14 protein-coding genes are annotated in these 17,107 nt (G+C 36.7%); 1 reads left to right on the forward strand and 13 read right to left on the reverse strand.

The window, feature by feature from the left end:
- Window positions 1-14 precede the first annotated feature (14 nt).
- A complete protein-coding gene (locus tag QI031_RS19965) occupies window positions 15-554 on the reverse strand; it encodes a WcaF family extracellular polysaccharide biosynthesis acetyltransferase (RefSeq protein WP_281481395.1) in 540 nt (179 codons plus the stop codon).
- Window positions 555-567: 13 nt separating this feature from the next.
- Window positions 568-1,158 carry a YdcF family protein gene (locus QI031_RS19970; RefSeq protein WP_281481396.1) on the reverse strand — a complete coding sequence of 197 codons (591 nt, stop codon included), beginning with the start codon at window positions 1,156-1,158 and terminating at the stop codon, window positions 568-570.
- Window positions 1,159-1,944: 786 nt separating this feature from the next.
- Between QI031_RS19970 and QI031_RS19975 the strand changes: the two genes are divergently transcribed.
- On the forward strand, window positions 1,945-4,509 hold the full coding sequence (locus QI031_RS19975; RefSeq protein WP_281481397.1) for a carbohydrate-binding protein: 2,565 nt from the start codon (window positions 1,945-1,947) through the stop codon (window positions 4,507-4,509).
- A 164-nt stretch (window positions 4,510-4,673) separates the two neighbouring features.
- Here QI031_RS19975 and QI031_RS19980 read toward each other — a convergent pair whose 3' ends face one another.
- The 11 genes from QI031_RS19980 to QI031_RS20030 all read right to left on the reverse strand — a co-directional run bounded on the left by QI031_RS19980 (window position 4,674) and on the right by QI031_RS20030 (window position 17,073).
- Window positions 4,674-5,687 (reverse strand): SGNH/GDSL hydrolase family protein, encoded by a 1,014-nt coding sequence (locus QI031_RS19980; protein ID WP_281481398.1) that lies wholly within the window; start codon window positions 5,685-5,687, stop codon window positions 4,674-4,676.
- A complete protein-coding gene (locus QI031_RS19985) occupies window positions 5,687-6,472 on the reverse strand; it encodes a glycosyltransferase family 2 protein (RefSeq protein ID WP_281481399.1) in 786 nt (261 codons plus the stop codon). The genes QI031_RS19980 and QI031_RS19985 overlap by 1 nt, the downstream gene beginning before the upstream one ends.
- 109 nt (window positions 6,473-6,581) lie before the next feature.
- A complete protein-coding gene (locus QI031_RS19990; RefSeq protein ID WP_281481400.1) occupies window positions 6,582-7,778 on the reverse strand; it encodes a glycosyltransferase in 1,197 nt (398 codons plus the stop codon).
- A 47-nt stretch (window positions 7,779-7,825) separates the two neighbouring features.
- Window positions 7,826-8,992: a glycosyltransferase gene (locus QI031_RS19995; RefSeq protein ID WP_281481401.1), complete on the reverse strand. Its 1,167-nt coding sequence runs from the start codon at window positions 8,990-8,992 to the stop codon at window positions 7,826-7,828.
- Between the two features lie 38 nt (window positions 8,993-9,030).
- Window positions 9,031-10,410 (reverse strand): hypothetical protein, encoded by a 1,380-nt coding sequence (locus tag QI031_RS20000; RefSeq protein ID WP_281481402.1) that lies wholly within the window; start codon window positions 10,408-10,410, stop codon window positions 9,031-9,033.
- Complete coding sequence (locus QI031_RS20005) at window positions 10,407-11,417, reverse strand: glycosyltransferase family 4 protein (RefSeq protein WP_281481403.1); 1,011 nt, start codon at window positions 11,415-11,417, stop codon at window positions 10,407-10,409. Before QI031_RS20005 ends, QI031_RS20000 begins: the two co-directional genes overlap by 4 nt.
- A 63-nt stretch (window positions 11,418-11,480) precedes the next feature.
- Window positions 11,481-12,566 (reverse strand): glycosyltransferase family protein, encoded by a 1,086-nt coding sequence (locus QI031_RS20010; protein ID WP_281481404.1) that lies wholly within the window; start codon window positions 12,564-12,566, stop codon window positions 11,481-11,483.
- Between the two features lie 28 nt (window positions 12,567-12,594).
- Window positions 12,595-13,800 carry a glycosyltransferase family 4 protein gene (locus tag QI031_RS20015; RefSeq protein ID WP_281481405.1) on the reverse strand — a complete coding sequence of 402 codons (1,206 nt, stop codon included), beginning with the start codon at window positions 13,798-13,800 and terminating at the stop codon, window positions 12,595-12,597.
- Window positions 13,801-13,858: 58 nt separating this feature from the next.
- The gene (locus tag QI031_RS20020; protein WP_281481406.1) at window positions 13,859-15,055 is read right to left on the reverse strand and encodes a glycosyltransferase family 4 protein; all 1,197 of its coding nucleotides are present in this window, start codon (window positions 15,053-15,055) and stop codon (window positions 13,859-13,861) included.
- A gap of 43 nt (window positions 15,056-15,098) precedes the next feature.
- A complete protein-coding gene (locus QI031_RS20025; RefSeq protein WP_281481407.1) occupies window positions 15,099-16,166 on the reverse strand; it encodes an NAD-dependent epimerase/dehydratase family protein in 1,068 nt (355 codons plus the stop codon).
- Between the two features lie 100 nt (window positions 16,167-16,266).
- On the reverse strand, window positions 16,267-17,073 hold the full coding sequence (locus QI031_RS20030) for a class I SAM-dependent methyltransferase (protein ID WP_281481408.1): 807 nt from the start codon (window positions 17,071-17,073) through the stop codon (window positions 16,267-16,269).
- Window positions 17,074-17,107: the final 34 nt, after the last annotated feature.

Genomic DNA, 17,107 nt, shown 5'->3' on the forward strand with positions numbered 1-17,107 from the left:
TGCGATCGCAAAATTTATAGTTTTCGTTCTTTTATAGGCTGGGCTGGATTACCTGCATAAATGATCATCGGCTCCAAGGAGCGTCCGGTAACTCCACCTAAAGTCAGTACTGCACCCTTACCAATAGTGACTCCTGGCCCGATTACTGACTTAGCTGCAATCCAACTACTCTCCTGAATATGAATCGGGGCAGGAATTAGTTGAAAATCAGGATGATTCCAGTCATGATTGCCAGTGCAGAGATAGACACCTTGAGATAGGCACACATGACTTTCTATGGTGACAGCAGCCAAGTTATCGATCCAGGCATCTTCACCAATCCAAACATAATCGCCTACAATTAATCGCCAAGGAAACTTCACTCTTACCCCTGGCTTGATACGAACACCTTGACCAATTTGCGCTCCAAAGCAACAAAGTACCCAAACTTTTAAGCTTGATATCGGCAGCCAGTAACTCTCAACCAAGGGCGAACCTACAAAATACCAAACAAGTTGCTTCCAATATGGTGCGCCTGGGGTATAAGTACCTAAAGTGTAGCTATCTAAACGCATATTTGATAGTCAATTATATAGCAGGTCTGAGACTAGCACCTGTATAACCTGTAAAAATCCACAGAATAGAGCGAGCAACATCACGAGTTATATGCATGGTGGATTCTTTGGATTGATCTGAAGCTACAGAAAGTGGAGTAAAGGTAATACCTTGACTACCTAAAACAAGAGTAGCGATCGCTTTAGCTCTGGGCATGTGAAAATCGGAAGTAATCAGGTATAAATGCTGTATTTTGCGTTGTCTAAAATCTGGAATTAGGGTAGTGAAGTTAGTAACTGTATCAACAGCACGATAGTCCAAGTGAAGACGGCTATCTAAAATACCTGCATCTTTAAAAATCTTGCGTATTTTATGAGAAGGAATACCAGAAGAAATCCAAATTTCTAGGGATGGATACCAATGAGCAAATTCAGCAGTAAATTCTTCTCGCTCTCCTAATGTAGTGCCACCGAGCATGAAAATAGCTTGGGGTTGTGGTGCTTGGTAAGAGGCGATCGCTAAACGTACAGGAATCAGAACCAGTGTTGTCAGGATAAAAATTACTGGAGCCAAAATCAAATATTTTGTTAGTTGACGTTTGGATAATTTTACCCATCCTCTCATAAATTTAACTTATGATTTTCAAAAAAGTTTCAAGGACTAAGATATTTAAAAATGAGTCACAGGAAGGCTTTTAAATTGACTTCATCATTGGGTTTAAATCTTATTTGCAATCAGTTACAAAGTCAAGCTATTTTCTGCGAAATATTGATAATTTGATTTTCAGATTGTGATGCTAGTGCTTACAGGATAACAGTTTGAGTGATACTGAAATTTTCTCAATCTTTGTAAAAACTCTACTATTATCCTTTCAAATAAACGAGATAATTTCTATTGAAGTATGTGTGATACACGAATAAATCATCGGTTTAGCACCATAAAAATAAATTTAATTATTTGCCGAAAATATTGCTAGTTATAGTTTCTACAGTTTTTAAATGCCATTAAACGCACGTAATTTTACTGTAATACTATTGACGCTATGTGAATTTATGGTAAATTTACCCATGCGGAATAAGAAATTTTCATGTTTATTGAGGAGGTAGCAGTTAACTATTCACAGCATCTTTTGGATTTGTGCGATCGTATTCCAAACTACTCTCTCAAACCTAGTTTCTTCATCAATTTAACTTAGTGTTAGTCACAATTTAAGGTTTCAGTTCAAACTCTTTCTGTAGATAAGTTTTACGGCTTACCAAGGTCAATCAGTTGTTGAAAAGCTACCAAAAGTAGTTAATGTTTTCGTGCAATTTTGATACTTTCTAGTGTGTATCCCTCAATACTTCTGAACTTCTGAATTTAGATAGAAGTGTGTTCGCAAAATCAAGACAATCGGCGGATGAGGTTCTTATGAAGCTTTTTAATAACGTTCTGACAGCAGTCTATTCTCCTGCTGTTATCTTTTGTATTGCTTTCATTGGTGCAGTTCCCACCAATGCAGCTAATCTAGTTTCAACAAATACATCTCGAACAGCATTCAACCAAATCAGTGTCCCAGACAAGACTTCAGATATAACTGTCAATGGCAGTCATACTGCATCACTTCAAACAACAAAAGTCAAAGACACCAATAATAACTATGTTCTCAATAGTGATTTAGACAAGTTGATTGCCAACATCCAATTAGCACAGGCAACAACTGCACCTATCCGTATAGAAGCAGAAAGTATGACAAGAAGCGTGTATCGCTTGGAGTCAAACAGTCTTGCTTCAGGTGGTTCAATGATCAGCTTGGCCGGAAGTAGTTCCACAGAGAAAGGTACTGCCAAAACTACCTTTAGTGGAACCGCAGGAAACTACGATGTAGTGGTCGCCTACTACGATGAGAACGATGGTGTGGCTAGTTTGGCAGTGAAGATCAAAGGCAGCCAAGTAGATACTTGGAGTCTGAACCAAGACTTAGGTACTAACTATGTCACTAATAACAATCGAGTGCGCCGTACCGTAGCTACAGGCGTAACACTCAACTCAGGAGATGTGCTTGAAATTGAAGGGACAGAGAATAGCGGAGAGTATGCCAGAGTAGATTACGTGGAATTGATACCCACCAGTCAAACAACACCAGATCCAACACCAACACCCAGTAGTACTTCCTGGAAAGAACGGATTCTCAACTCTGATGGCAGTATAAATTGGACAGAATACACCAACGTAGCGCAGAACTATCACAAGCGCGAAATGATCGATTATCGTTTCGGTCCTAAATATAGCGACTTTCACACCACAGCAGAATCGTTCCCGTTGGTATATCAACCATCAAGCGATGGTATTATTCGCAAAAATGCTGGTTCTTGGTGTCGAGTAGAACCGGGAACAGACGGTGATCCAGGAGCAGCTTGGATCACCTCAGGTCAGATGCTATTTTCGCCTGATGCGGATGCACCTGCCCAATATAGATTCGGCTCATCAAATATGAGAAATTCTGATGGTGCTATTAGCTTCACTGATAATGGATTGTGTTTGAGGGCGCGTGCAGAGTGGACACCAGATTGGTGGAATCGTAATGGTATCAGTGTTCCAATAACTCCAGCAGTCAGCGAATATGACGAAGCTTCTGGTGGGACACTGCCACTACCACCAATTGCAACAGCTAGAGGAGTTGGTGGTGCTTCTGTGACAGGCTTTTTAGCCTTCCAAAATGGACTCATAGGAATTGCTGGAACTGGTAATGATGGATATAGTCTCGAAGGATATCTCAACCGTTCGGTAAAACTTGATGCAGGGAAAGTCCCGACAGCAATGACAGTTACTAACAACAACGAGTTTGTGTTAGTAACGGTTTGGGATACTGTTAACCGCAAAGGACAAGTAGCAGTATTGGCTGTGAAAAATCGCCAGAACGCACAAGAAAAGAGATTTTACTGGGGCTTGCCAGGATGGCCAACTGTTCAAGACCTTAAAGTGATTGGATACATTGATTTACCTTTTGCTGCACCAAATGCGATAGATGTGACAGTAAGTACTAGATTAGGAAATCCAAGAGGAAATAATGATAATTACAATGATGATTTAAATTCTCAATCAGTGCGTAACACTTGGTACAACAGGCAATGGGATGATACCAATAATAAGTGGAAACAAACTGCTCAAAGTGGATATGCGATCGTCAGTTCACGAGCAGAAAATAAGGTTGCATTGATCGACCTTCGTCCTTTGCTAAAGTACTATCGTCAGATGTACTTGACTACTCAAGCAAACTTCGACCAAACAAAGAATGAAGGTACATCTGCAAACCAATGGCCATACGCATTTAGTTACGCACCACAGCAGAAGCCAGTTATAGCAAAAGTGTTGACAGTAAACCAACCAACATCAGTTGCTACAGGTAATTGGTGGAATACTGCTTACTCTCCAAGAGCAGAAAGATATGGTGAAGAACGCAAGCCTCTGATGATAGCATATATCGCTTCTATGGATGGCAATGTGCGAATGTATGATGTTCAGTCGATGATTTATCCAAATGCTACGGCTGCTGTTTCTGATAATCCGTTTAAATCATTCCAAGTTGGTAAAAATCCAGTTCAGATGTTTCATGGATTTTTTAGCACTGCAAATGATGATCTGTTCATTGTCAGTCGTGGAGATCGAGCAATTTATTATGCATTTTATAATGGTATAATCAACGGAGTATTACGTGATTCTCGCCTTAAAGATCCCGTAAGTGTTGGAGTATCAATAGACCATGCCGGATATGGTGGCTCCGGGCCAAGTAAAACGATGTATAGTCATGTTATGTCAGTAATGGACTTTAGTGGCAAACAAGCTGTTAACTACATGGTCAATGACGGTTATAATAGGAATGGCGAAAGAATACCGTTTACTGGATCAAATGGAGAAAACCTAATATTCATGCACGGGTTTTCCAATCCGGTCAAAGGCAATCCATTTATGGTCACCTTTGAAGAAGTCATTTAGAATCCTTATTCTACATAGCTTGAAATAGTTTCAATCAAAACCTTGTACACAATTATTCTGTACAAGGTTTTATACTATTTTTTTCACGGTTTAATTCAATTTTCTATAGCCAAAACAATAATCCAATATCTTTTGAATTGGCGATGCAAATTAACTATGAATATTCAACGAGTAGGTATAGGTAAAGCTAGAGAACAACCTTGAAACTTTTGTTGTATGCAAAGCTGCTGAAAAATTAAATTTGCTGCTACCTCATAACCCATTTCAGTTAAATGAACTTCATCTCGAAAGTAAGTTTCAACAACATTAGTAGGAAGTTTCGACCAAGCCTCGTAAGTATCAAATAGTGGTACTTGTAAAGACTTAAGGACTTTCATAAACTCTGGTTTGTAAGGTGGAGTTGTTGGTTTAGGAATTAAGTCATAACGGTTAGGTGTAAAAAGAACATAAACTGGTCTTTTTTGCTCCCGCACTAACTTGACTGCTGCTTTAAAAAATTCCATATTTTTATGAAACTGTTGATTCTCTTGTGCAGGATAAATTTGAGGAATTTCCTGATTAGAAAATGGATTTAAGTTAACGTTTCCCAGCAATCGAGGTAATACATAGCGAGTTAAAGCCTCTTGAATTGCTGACAAAGAATGAACTGGGTAGTTAGGATCGTGTCCAACACGTTCGCTTGTGCTGGTAGGTTGAGTTAGGTCGTGTGTACCAATTTGTAAAATTACAGCATCGCTATCAAAAATGCCAAATTCTTTTAAATAACCAAAGTGATTACCAATTCCCCATGAACCCGCAGAAGCATTCAATATTTCTGTAGGCTGTCCTGAAGCTTTAAGTTTCGCTTCTAATTGTTCAGTAATTATTTTTTTTTGGTCAATAGGATTACCACCGTTGAGAACAGAATCTCCAACCATTAAAATTCTGAGTGTTCCTTTTGTTTTTTTGAGGTTTATAGATTCAGAACGCTGAGAATACTCGTTATATTGTATGCGTTTGCCAAAGCGTACTAAATTTTGGTTTGGTTGAAAACGGTAGCCTGTGTAAGTATCAGCTTGGCTTAAAACAGGATTACCCAGACCAAATAAAAGTCTTAAGGTAACTTCAATAGCTAACAAAGCAGTAATGATTAATATTAGTATTTTATATTTACGAAATTTAGATAATCTTTTCTGCATCAATTTTGGTTAGTCTGATTTTGACAAAGTTTTTCATATTCAATCAAGCGAATTGATAACAATGTTTCGGCTAGCATACGCTGGAAAGCATAGTAATATCCAGCCCATCCATCTAAAACTCCTCCTTTCAAAATTAAACAATAAAATAAAATAATAAAAGGAGCAAAAAGTTTTTGTTTACGAATGCGATCGCCTACACTTAGTTCATTAACTGGAGTTTCCAGTAATTTTTTCACTTCAATTATCATATAGCGATCTTGCGCCCATAACCAACGACTCAAGGGTTTGCGATCGTCATGATGAATATAGCCAGAAAGTATTAGTGATTCACCAGTGAGTTGCAAAAGCTGAGTGTGTCCATCATCTATGTAAATTGCTTGTTTTTTGCGAAAAAGAACTTGTCTTGGAGGAAGTATTGTACCTCTTAGTGGTTTGCCAAAAACGCAGTATTTAAATCTAGCAAAATAGCCATTTATCTGGTTATTTACAGGTAAAGCTTGAATCTCAGTAATTAATTGATCTGTAAGAATGTAATCTGCATCTAAAGAAATTACCCACTCGGATTTAACTTGTTCCAAACCATAGTTCCACTGCGCCGCATGGGTATCAAATTTGCGTTGAAAAATTTGTACCTGTGGGTAAGAATGCAAAATTTCTAGAGTCTCATCATTACTGTAGCTATCAACAACTATAATCGTTTTAGCCCAAGTTAAACGTTGGAGAGTGCGATCAATATTGTTTCTTTCGTTGTATGTAAGGATAAGAGGAGTAATTTTTTCCAGCATTAAAAAATTCTATTTTCTCTTGTAAACTATTGAATTTATTTTTGTGCTAATACTTAATATACTCAGTAAGTGAAATTCATTGAAAGCGGCGAGATAACCTTTCTTTGATCTAAAGTTGAACACAACTTGGTGCTTCACCACCATTGATCAACCAACGGTAAACAGTTGCCATATCACGGCCAACAGGCTCCCAAGAATATTTTTGTTCTACTAAATATCGTCCTTTCTGTCCCATAGCCTTAAGTACTTGAGATGACATTTGCATTCCTTCATTGAGGGCTTTAGCCAATGCCTGTTGGTTATTTTCTATCCACCAACCACACTCATAAGTACTTAAATCCTGCCAAGGGGTACCTTGGGTGGTAATGACTGGAACTCCGTATGCCAAAGACTCTGGCACAACATTACCAAAGTTTTCTGAATGAGTGGGTAAAACAAATAAATCAGCATTAGCGAAAGCGGCTGCTTTTTTTTCCCCAGAAAGCATACCAGTAAAAGTCACCCGTTTTTCTAAACCAAAGTCTTTGATCATAGGCTCTAATTGTGACTGGTAATTAATCAAGTCAGGCCCAGCAATAATGAGATGCCAGTCAAGAAACTCAAAAGCCAATTTATGCCAAACACAAAGTAAATTATCTAACCCTTTTTTAGGGTGAAGTCTGGATAAAAATAGCAGCCATTTTTTATCTGAAAGTTCAGGATAAACTTCCGTTAAAACTTCTTTACTAGGTAGTTTTTTCAGGTCAGGTAAATCTACACCGTGAGGAATTACAGCAATGGGTTGTGTAAACCCAAGACTGCGAATAGATTTAAGTTCTGCAATAGAAGTTGCATGGAAAAGACTAGCACTATTTAAATTTTGCCTTTCATATAAAAGCCAAGCTAATTTTTTTTTCAAAAAAGCATTTTTAAGAGACCAAGGCTCAAGCATCCCTTCAGGTGAAATAATTAATGGAATGTGATTACCTACTGCCGATTTACGAGCATAAATATTAGGAAACATCCACATACCATAATTATGAATTAAATTTAATTCTGTTGATGCTAATTGCCAAATAGCTTTTTCTGCATTCGGGTGAAATCCTCCAAAGCGTCTTCCCAAAAAGTTTGTTGGAAAGCTATGTAATTTAACATCTTGGATGGAAACTTGACTACCGAGTTCTGGATCATCAAGAGTAAATAAGTGGCAGTGTATCTCCTGTTTCACAAGGACATTAGCGAATCCTGCAATTGCAGGAACTATACCACCTGTATCCTCATTCATGTTGGTAACAACAATGCCAACAGAGAGATTATCACCTTCCATGTTTGAATTTGTCCTTTGTTTAAGTTATGTATGCCAGCGCAGTTAAATTATTTTAGCGATTCAGTTAACGTTAATTGTTGCTTTAAAAGTTCAATGAGAGTCTGTTGAAACTGAGCAAAGCCAAAAATATTAATGACTTTTTGACGCAGTAATTCGGGCTGATAAATGATTTGGTTAGGATAAGTACCTTGTAAAATTTGAATAAGGGTTTGAGCAAGTACATCGATATTGTCTGGGTCGATTAATGCTCCCAGTTGACCGTGACACAGTGCATCAATCGCTCCATCTTGGTTTCCTCCCAACGTTGGCTTGCCACAAGCTAGAGCTTCTAGATAAACAATGCCAAATCCTTCACCTTTGCTAGGCATCGCAAAAACATCACATAAGTTATAGTGAGCAACGAGTTCGTGATCTGGAATGAATCCGGCAAGAGTTACATAATCTTGTAAATTCAAACTTTGTATTAATTGCTCAATCCGCGGACGATCATCGCCTTTGCCAACAATAAGATAGTGAACATTGGGAATTTGCTGTCTAATTTGTGGTAATGCTTTAATTACTTGGTCATAGCCTTTGTAGCCATCGCTACGAGATAGTCGAGCTACAGTTAAAATTGTCGGCTGATCTAAAGTTAAACCGTATCGTTCTAGTAATAGTTTTGGTTTAGGAGCAATCTCAAATCGACTAGCGTCAAAAGTTACAGGCAACAAAGATATCTGATTTGGATCAAGCTTTTGTTCTTTAAGGAGGCGATCGCGTGTATAATTGCTGACTGAAATTACTTTTGAAGCAGTTTTTAAGGCTTTTTGTTTGATTTGATCTTTAATACCCCAAGCATCAGTGCCATGAACTACTATCCAATAGGGAGTTCCTGTTAAGCGGTAAACCCAATAAGCGACAGGAGCAAAGTTGATGTGGCCACATACAATCAGTGTTGGGCGTTTTTTTAGTGAACTTGTTAGTAAACTTAATGTAAAAATTAATGTTCGTAAGACATTAGGAACATTTCCATGAAAATGAAATAGAATATTATTATATGAACAAAAATTTTCAATTTTTTTACCTTGATCAAGTTTATTATAAACTTGAATTTTAAACTCAGGTAAATTTTCGACTATTACTTTCAATACGTCCAATAAGTAAACCTGTATACCTCCTTTAAAATCAAACAAATTTGGAAACCAAAGATTAATAGTTTTATCGTCATTATTCATAATATTTTGTTTGCAGCCCCAAACTTATATCAACTTAATCATAAAACATTATAAAGATTAGTTTTTTGGTAATAATTATGAATCTCTAATCTGGGTAATAGAAATATAAAGCCACTTAAAAACCAATAATAAACTACAGCGAGAGGATGAAAAACAACTTGACTTGGTAGAAATTGTAAATGAATTAAAAAAGCAACTAATGCCATGTCTTTTAAGAAAGCATTTTGGAGCTTTCTATATACAAACCAAAGCGCCATCATTAAAAAAATACGTGTTCCATACCAAAATATAACACCAATTAATCCAACTTCAATAGTGATTCGATGTATTTCTGCCTCGCCACTTGGGGGGCTTATACCAGCAGGTAAAGACAAGAGTCTTTTTATAGGCTGAACTCCTGACTGAGTTGCACCAGTGCCATATCCATCAATAACAGATTTGCCAGGAATAGACTGAATAGATAAAGCATAGGTTATTCGATCAGAAAATTCGCTTGATGAAGCACCACGAGTTGTAAACGCATCAATTGCTGGAGCAAAATAACGAGATAAAAGAAATACTACAACTACGGATGGAATAGCTATTTTTTTAAGAAATTTCAAAATTATAGAAAAATTATCAACACTCTTAGCCCATAAATAACCTAATAAAATTAAAACTGAATTTATCATTACTCCCCTAGAACCAGTCATAAAACAATTAATTATTACCAAGAATAACTCTAAAAATATAATGACTTTCCAGAAGAAAGATTGTTTTTTTTGAGTTGTTATCAAGGGTAATAAAAAACCAAAACAAATTGTCAAATAAGCCGTGTAAATGTTGGGAAAAGCAAACACACTAGATATTCTAATTTTACCTTCACCAAAGCCAAGTGCTTCCGATGCTTCTTCTCCTCCAGGAGCTATATTGAGAAAACTAGAGGGTGAACTATAAAATTGAAATATTCCAAGAACACAAACTGGAATCAAGCATAAAAGATAATTGCGTAAAAAATTAAAAAAATCTTCCTCAGAATCGAAAAGATAAGGAAGCATCCACATTAAAGGAATATACAATAGGTAGCGACTCAGACCAAATAGTCCAATGATTGGTGAGCCTAAATCAGGATTAAAAGACTGAAAAAGTAACCAAATTGAAGCTATAAACAAAAATATATAAGCATAAGATAGATAATTATTCTTGATTAATGGTCGATCTTTATAAGAAAAAATAAAAAATTTCAGATAAGCAATAATCAGAAAAAAATCTTTAATGAGATAAATTAAATTACTAGCTTGAGGTAAAAACCACTTTCGCAAAGCTCCATCAAGAATAACAACAAATAAGACACACTTGACTATATTTTGCCAGCTTAGGTTAACAACCGCAAAAAATATAATTATCAAAAAGGGGAGAGCCAAAAGTATTATGTTCACTGTACTATTGCTTCCATAACTTGGAGATATGCTTTGGCAACAGAGCTTTTATAATGTCTTATTAAGTGAGATTTTCGATGTTTATTATGAGTGTCAGATTTTTCAATATTGATTAATACCTCTGTTAATACTTTTGTCAAATATTCTACACTTCCATTAGGAAATGTAACTCCACATGAACCAATAGCATCTTTCAATCCTCCACTACTTGAACCCACAACTAAACATCCACAAGCAATTCCTTCTAAAGCTACAATCCCGAACGGTTCTTGCCATTTTGATGGTACAACTATGATTTTATGAGCATTTAGCAATCGAGCTAAAGTTTCTCCACGCTGAGTACCAATAAACTGAATCTGCTCTGCAATTCCAAGGGTTTGTGCTTGTTGTTTTAGAGCAAGCTCTTCTGGGCCTTGACCAATAATTGTTAAGTTGGGTTCCAATCCCTGTTGCTTAAGTAGTGCTAGTGAGTCTAAAAGTAAATCAGCGCCCTTATCTGAAACTAAACGTCCCAGAAAGACTAAATCGCGATCGCGTGAAATTTCTGGCATTATATAAAACACATCATCTTCATAGGAATTGGGAATAACCTTTACGGAGGCAGGAAGTTGATCTGCGATCGCTTGACTGGGAGCAATGTTAGTAGAAAAATGCGTTATCCAATGCTTTAGTGCAGCTTGCCATGTTTGTTTTGTTCCTGGATAGGAATACCATGTTTGATGAGTAATTACTAAAGGTTTTTTTAAAAGCAAAACAGGCCAAACTGCTTTCAAGCTTACACAAGCATGAAAACAGATGTCACACCAAAGAGTTAATTGCAAAAGTTCATAAACTGTAGGACATCTAATTATTTCAAAAGGAAAGTTATCAACTTCATTTGTTGTAGTTTGCGTAGCTAATTTAATATCATGTCCATGAGCAACGAACTCATGGGCTAAATTAAACATAACTGTTTCTAGCCCACCAATATTTGGGTAAAAAACAGATGAATATATGAAAATTTTCATACTTTATATGTAAATATAAATATAAATATATAAACAATATGCCTGAACTTAAATAGTTTATTTTTATTTAAAGACTTCGCTATATATTTTAGCTTGCCTAGATAAATTATGGGTTTGATACCAATTGTAGGCGTTCTGTGCGATCATTTCTCCCAAAGATAAACTTAATTGCTCAATTTTGTTATCTGCTAATAAATAGTGCTTGTTTTCTTCTAATCCATCCTGCTCTTTTCCCCAAGCATAGTAGGTAGTACCAACCGGAATCACTCCATGAGAACAGTATGCAGCAAAAGTACCAGAGCGAGTGAGAAAATCAAGTGGATAGTAAAAAAAACCTACCAATGAATCTTGAAGGATATCACTAACTTTTTCAGCAGGTTGTTGCCCTAATATAACTATAGGAATATCATTAATCTTAGATATTGACAGGTTTATTGGTGGTCCAATATCAATAATCTCTTGAATATTGAGTTGTTGACAAACACGTTTTAGATAAGTTATTGATTGCTCATAGACTTTTAATCGATTGCCAGTACCACCAAAAACGACTAAGCGTGGTTTTCGTTTAGCTATCGGTAGCATTTTGTCTGGCTCACCAACATTTGAAAAAACAGGGACAATTGGAATTTGCTGGTTTTTATTTGAAGAAAAACTATGCAATATCTTTGCATATTCAGGTTTATTAGTAATCATGCGATCGCTAAACCTCGCAAGACGATTCACAAGATATTTTTGCAATGGTTCTGTCCAAAAAGCACTACTCCAAATTGGATAACCAGCAGCGTAAAGTTCATGAAACATAGTAATTAAAGTAGCTTTACTTTTGCGGGTTTGCCACTGCTGCAATCCATCTACCAACCAAAAAGGACAACCTCGTGGAGCATAGCCATAGCCTACATAATGTAGGAGTATGTTAGTAGCAGAAGAAGCAATTTCTTCTAAAATGGAAGTTAAGTTTTTTGCAGAACGCTTGTCAACTTTTTGAATTGGAAAATCTTCTATTTGTGTAGCTCCAGTCCAATTAGGATCGCCCACAATAAAGTATGTTGTAATTCCAAATTCCTGACGTAATTGTTTTGCTAATGCTAAAGCATAATCCCCTACTCCAGTAGTCACTGGAGACATTTGGGGAACAATTTGAATAATCATTATAATGAAATTAATTGCTATTTTTTAGTTATACTCTTGACAAAATTTTTTTAAATAAAGTTTGCAATTGTTCACGATAAAGTTTCGCAGTAAATTTTTGAGCAAAGTTACTTGCTATATTACCCAGACTTGCATAATATTCGCGATTGTGATGCAACGTTAAAAGTTTTTCAGCGATCGCTTCGGCATTCATAATCGGTACTCGCCAATTTTCATCAGGAACTGGCACACCACAGTTTTCGCTGACAATTACAGGTAAACCACAAGCCATTGCTTCCATTGCCACCCAACCAAAAGTATCCACTAACGAAGGTAAAACGAGGACATCAGACTGCCAATAATACTCGCGTAATTGAGCTTTGGTCATCGTTGGCACATAATTAAATCTGCATTCTGATTTTTTTAAAAAATCATTTATTTCTGAAGTTTTGGAACCAATTAAAGTCAATTCTATATTGGAACCACATAGTTCTATAGCTTGTAACAAGTAGGGAACTCCCTTACGTAAACAAAGTCCACCTACAAATAATACATGCAATATGTCTGGGTTTTTAGAAATGGGTGCTGGCGGTGGGTAAAAAATACTTGTATCTGCCCATAATGTGATTGTTGCCAATTTTTCAGGGGCAAACCCTGCCTCTAAGAAACTCCGCTTTTGAGGTTCGGAAATTAGAAGTAAAAAATCTGCTAGTTCAAATTCCTGTAATTTTTGCTTTCGCCAAGTTGGTGTATCTATAGTTTCAGGCACAGGAATATTTAAATCTGAAGCAGCTTCAGCGATAACTCGGTCTAGAAAGTCCGGATGTACTTGATGGCAATCTAACAAAGTTTTGATCCCGCGTTCATGAGTAACTTCTAAACACCGGAGAGCGCAAGTTTCTACACCTACGAAAAGTTGACTAGTGACAGTCTTTAGTTGCCGCGCTGCCCATTGATCAAATAGATTATTAGTGATTTCCCAATCAGCAGGCCCTAAACTTTTGCGCTGGATTTGTTGGAAATACTGAAATGCTAAAGGCCAAGGATACTCTTTAACATGATGCAAATTCAGTTCTGAACAACGACGATTGACTAAGCGATCGCGTCCGAAAATCAAAGAAAATAAAGCGCCCCATTTACCAGGTGCATCAATCACAGAGCAAAAAAAATTATCCAATTCACCTAGTTCTTGAGCAGCTAAAGCAATTTGATATATTTGATGAACACTGCTATAGGCAATACTAATTCCTGGCACGTTAGAACCTAATTGATTTTTTTTGTTGGATATTTATTATTAGGAAAAATTTTTTCTACTAGTTATAATTAGCTTTGCCAAAACGTTCTAATGCAGCTGCTACGCCATCTGCACAAACTCCAAAATCCATATCTTCGCTCAATTTACGGGATGCTTGCCGCATTTGTTGCACCCGTTCTGGTTGTTGAGCTAAAGATATAATACATTGTGCTAGTGCTTCTACATTATGGAAGGGGTAAATCAGACCGTTGATTTCTGGATGTACCATATCTTTCCAGCCCAAAACTTGATCAGAGGAAATAACAGCTAAGTTAGCTGAGATTCCCTCATTAATCGCACATCCCCAAGTTTCTGAAGATGGGTGGATAAGAATATCACCTGTCCCTAAATAGCCTGGATATTTAGACTGGGGAATTAAACCTAGAAAGTGAATGTGTCGCCCATCTGCATGAGCTTGAGCATAAGCTTCCAATTCTGGCCGTAGTACCCCATCTCCAAGCACTAATAGAGCTGCATTGAGTTCTTTAGGGATTTGGCAAAAGGCTTGTATTACGTCCATTGGGTAGCGATCTAAACGGTGTTTAGAAGCCATGATAAATACAACTGTATTTGTATCTAGCCCTAATTCAGCTCGTATTTGCTTCCTAAATTCTAAACGCTCTGGTGTTTGGACATTAAACCAATCGTTATCAACATTGTAGGGAACGTAAAAAAGACGTTCTTCTGGAACGTGGTGATTGAGGTAAAATTCCCGGTTGTAGGAGCCGATATATAAAGCTGCTGCAATTTGCTTGAGAAAAGCAGATAGTCCGAAATTACGAACTTTTGTCTTCCATTTCGACCTGGGGAAAAAATCTTCACTTTCTCCCCGCAGAAACAAGGGAGTTTTTGTGGCTTGACAGGCTAAAAGCGCTAACCAACAAGTTGCGTAGGCATAACCATGTACCCAAACTGCGTCGAATTTTTCTTGGGCGATTGTTTTATGAACTCCCAAATTCATCAGAGTCCAAAAACTTTCACCATCATCAGTAATAGGAGAGTTGTTGTCTAAAAATACATAATCATATCCTTCTAGAACAGGAATATCCCATTGCAGCGTCATTTTGAGTTGAGGGTTGTAAAAAGGTTTGACTCCTCGCTGGGACATATACATCACTTTCAAACGAAAGCGACTGTCTTTAGCCATAAACTGAAAAAGGGGTGCATGATATTGAATCGGGCTTTCCATTAAGATGCCGATATACGGAGTCTTCATGTTATGTTTGCTTTCAAAAGCGAAATTTGCTAAGAATTGTTTATTACAGAACTGACGTTAGAGAGCTTGTCTTAGACAAATCCAAGAATTGGTGCATGGTTTCTTTAAGGGAAATTTGAATTTTCCAATTGGGATAGTCATTTTGGAAACGAGTTAAATCACTAATGTAACAAATGTGGTCACCGACACGATTTGTATCTATGTATTCGGTCTTTATAGACTTTCCAAATAACTCTTCAAAACTAGCGATCGCTTCTATAATAGAAGTACTGTTATTTCGTCCACCACCCAAGTTATATACTGCCCCACATCGAGGAGATTCGTAGAAAGCATAAAAAGCAGTGCAAACATCGTAGGAATGAATATTATCTCGAACTTGCTTGCCTTTATAACCAAAAATTCTGTAGTTTCTGTCTTCTCGGAAGCAACGAGCCAGATAAGCCAAAAAACCATGCAATTCTGCACCAGAATGGTTAGGGCCTGTTAAACATCCACCCCGGAAGCAGACAGTTGGCATATTAAAGTAACGTCCATATTCTTGAACGAGAATATCAGCAGCGGCCTTAGAAGCCCCAAACAAGCTATGTAAGCAAGAATCTATCCGACAATTTTCATTAATACCATGCCAATCTTCGGGGCGAGCATATTCCCAGCGAGTTTCTTTTTCTATTAAAGATAGTTCATTAGGTGCATCACCATACACCTTATTGGTACTCATGAAGATAAATGGTGACTCTGGACAAGCTTGTCGAGTTGCTTCTAAAAGATTGAGAGTACCAACTGCATTAATATCAAAATCGTCAAATGGTCTATCTTTCGCTAAATCGTGAGATGGTTGGGCAGCACAATGAATAATTGCATCGGGATGGATTTGTTTAAACAGATCTAAAATGTTAGAGCGATCGCGAATATCTAAACCGTGATGTTCAAATTGTTCGCAAGATTGCTGTAAGCGTTGTAGGTTATGAGTTGTATCTCCATCTGGCCCAAAGAAATCTCGCCGCATATTGTTGTCAATGCCATGCACTGACCAACCTTTTTCGTCAAAAAAAGAAACAGCTTCAGAACCGATTAATCCGGAAGATCCAGTAATAATAACTTTACGTTTCATAATGGGTTAATTCAATTACAACTTATGTAAATTTTTAAAGTCGAAAAATGGGTATCTTTTTTTATATCTTTAATATACAGGTGTTTTTACATAATTAGTTTTAGTCGTTTAAGTTTAACAATAAAACAGCCATGCTACTGTGAACTTTTCTTTGTAAGATTACAGGCAGTTGGTTGGTAAATTTTTCACAGACATTAATCCAATTATGTGGCATTACCTTAAATAAATTGCGTGATTTTAAATACCCGTTTGTTAAAGTATTGTTGAAAAGTCTAGTTTCTAAAATAGATAAATTTGCTTGTTGAGCTATTAGTTTAACCTCATCTAAATGTAATAAAAATATATGACCATCGGCATCGGGTTGAAATTGCATACTTTCAAAAACACTAGGATCTTGACATTCGGAAAATTTTGGTAGCCTATTTTGAAAATACTCACCATTAGGTGTACTCATAATAATATAGCCACCAGGTTTAACCATCTGAGCAATTTTATTCAAAAATTCATTAGGATGGGCAACATGTTCAATAATTTCAGCAATTAAAACAACATCAAAGTCAAAATCAAAACTAACTGAAAAAACATTTCCTGGTACATAATTGATTGTGCCGTATTCCCGTTTAAGTTTGACATAATCAATCAAATCTTCACGAAAATCATTCCAGGTAACTTCATAACCTAGCTCTGCTAGCATCAAACTAAAATTTCCCTGTCCAGCTGCTACATCTAAAACTTTTGCTCCAGGTTTGGCAACTTTTTGTATTAATTCTAAAATATGTCTGCGACGATTAGCATAAGCATAAGCATATCCTTGATGATTTGTCTCCCCATAAATTTCTAACAAATCATAGGTATAGCTATATTTCCAACTGTCAGGCCAGTTTGGTTCTGGGGTAACTCTTTTCATAATTATTTTTATAGACAAACTATTAAAATTAAGC

The sequence above is a fragment of the Halotia branconii CENA392 genome (assembly GCF_029953635.1).
GTDB lineage: Bacteria > Cyanobacteriota > Cyanobacteriia > Cyanobacteriales > Nostocaceae > Halotia > Halotia branconii.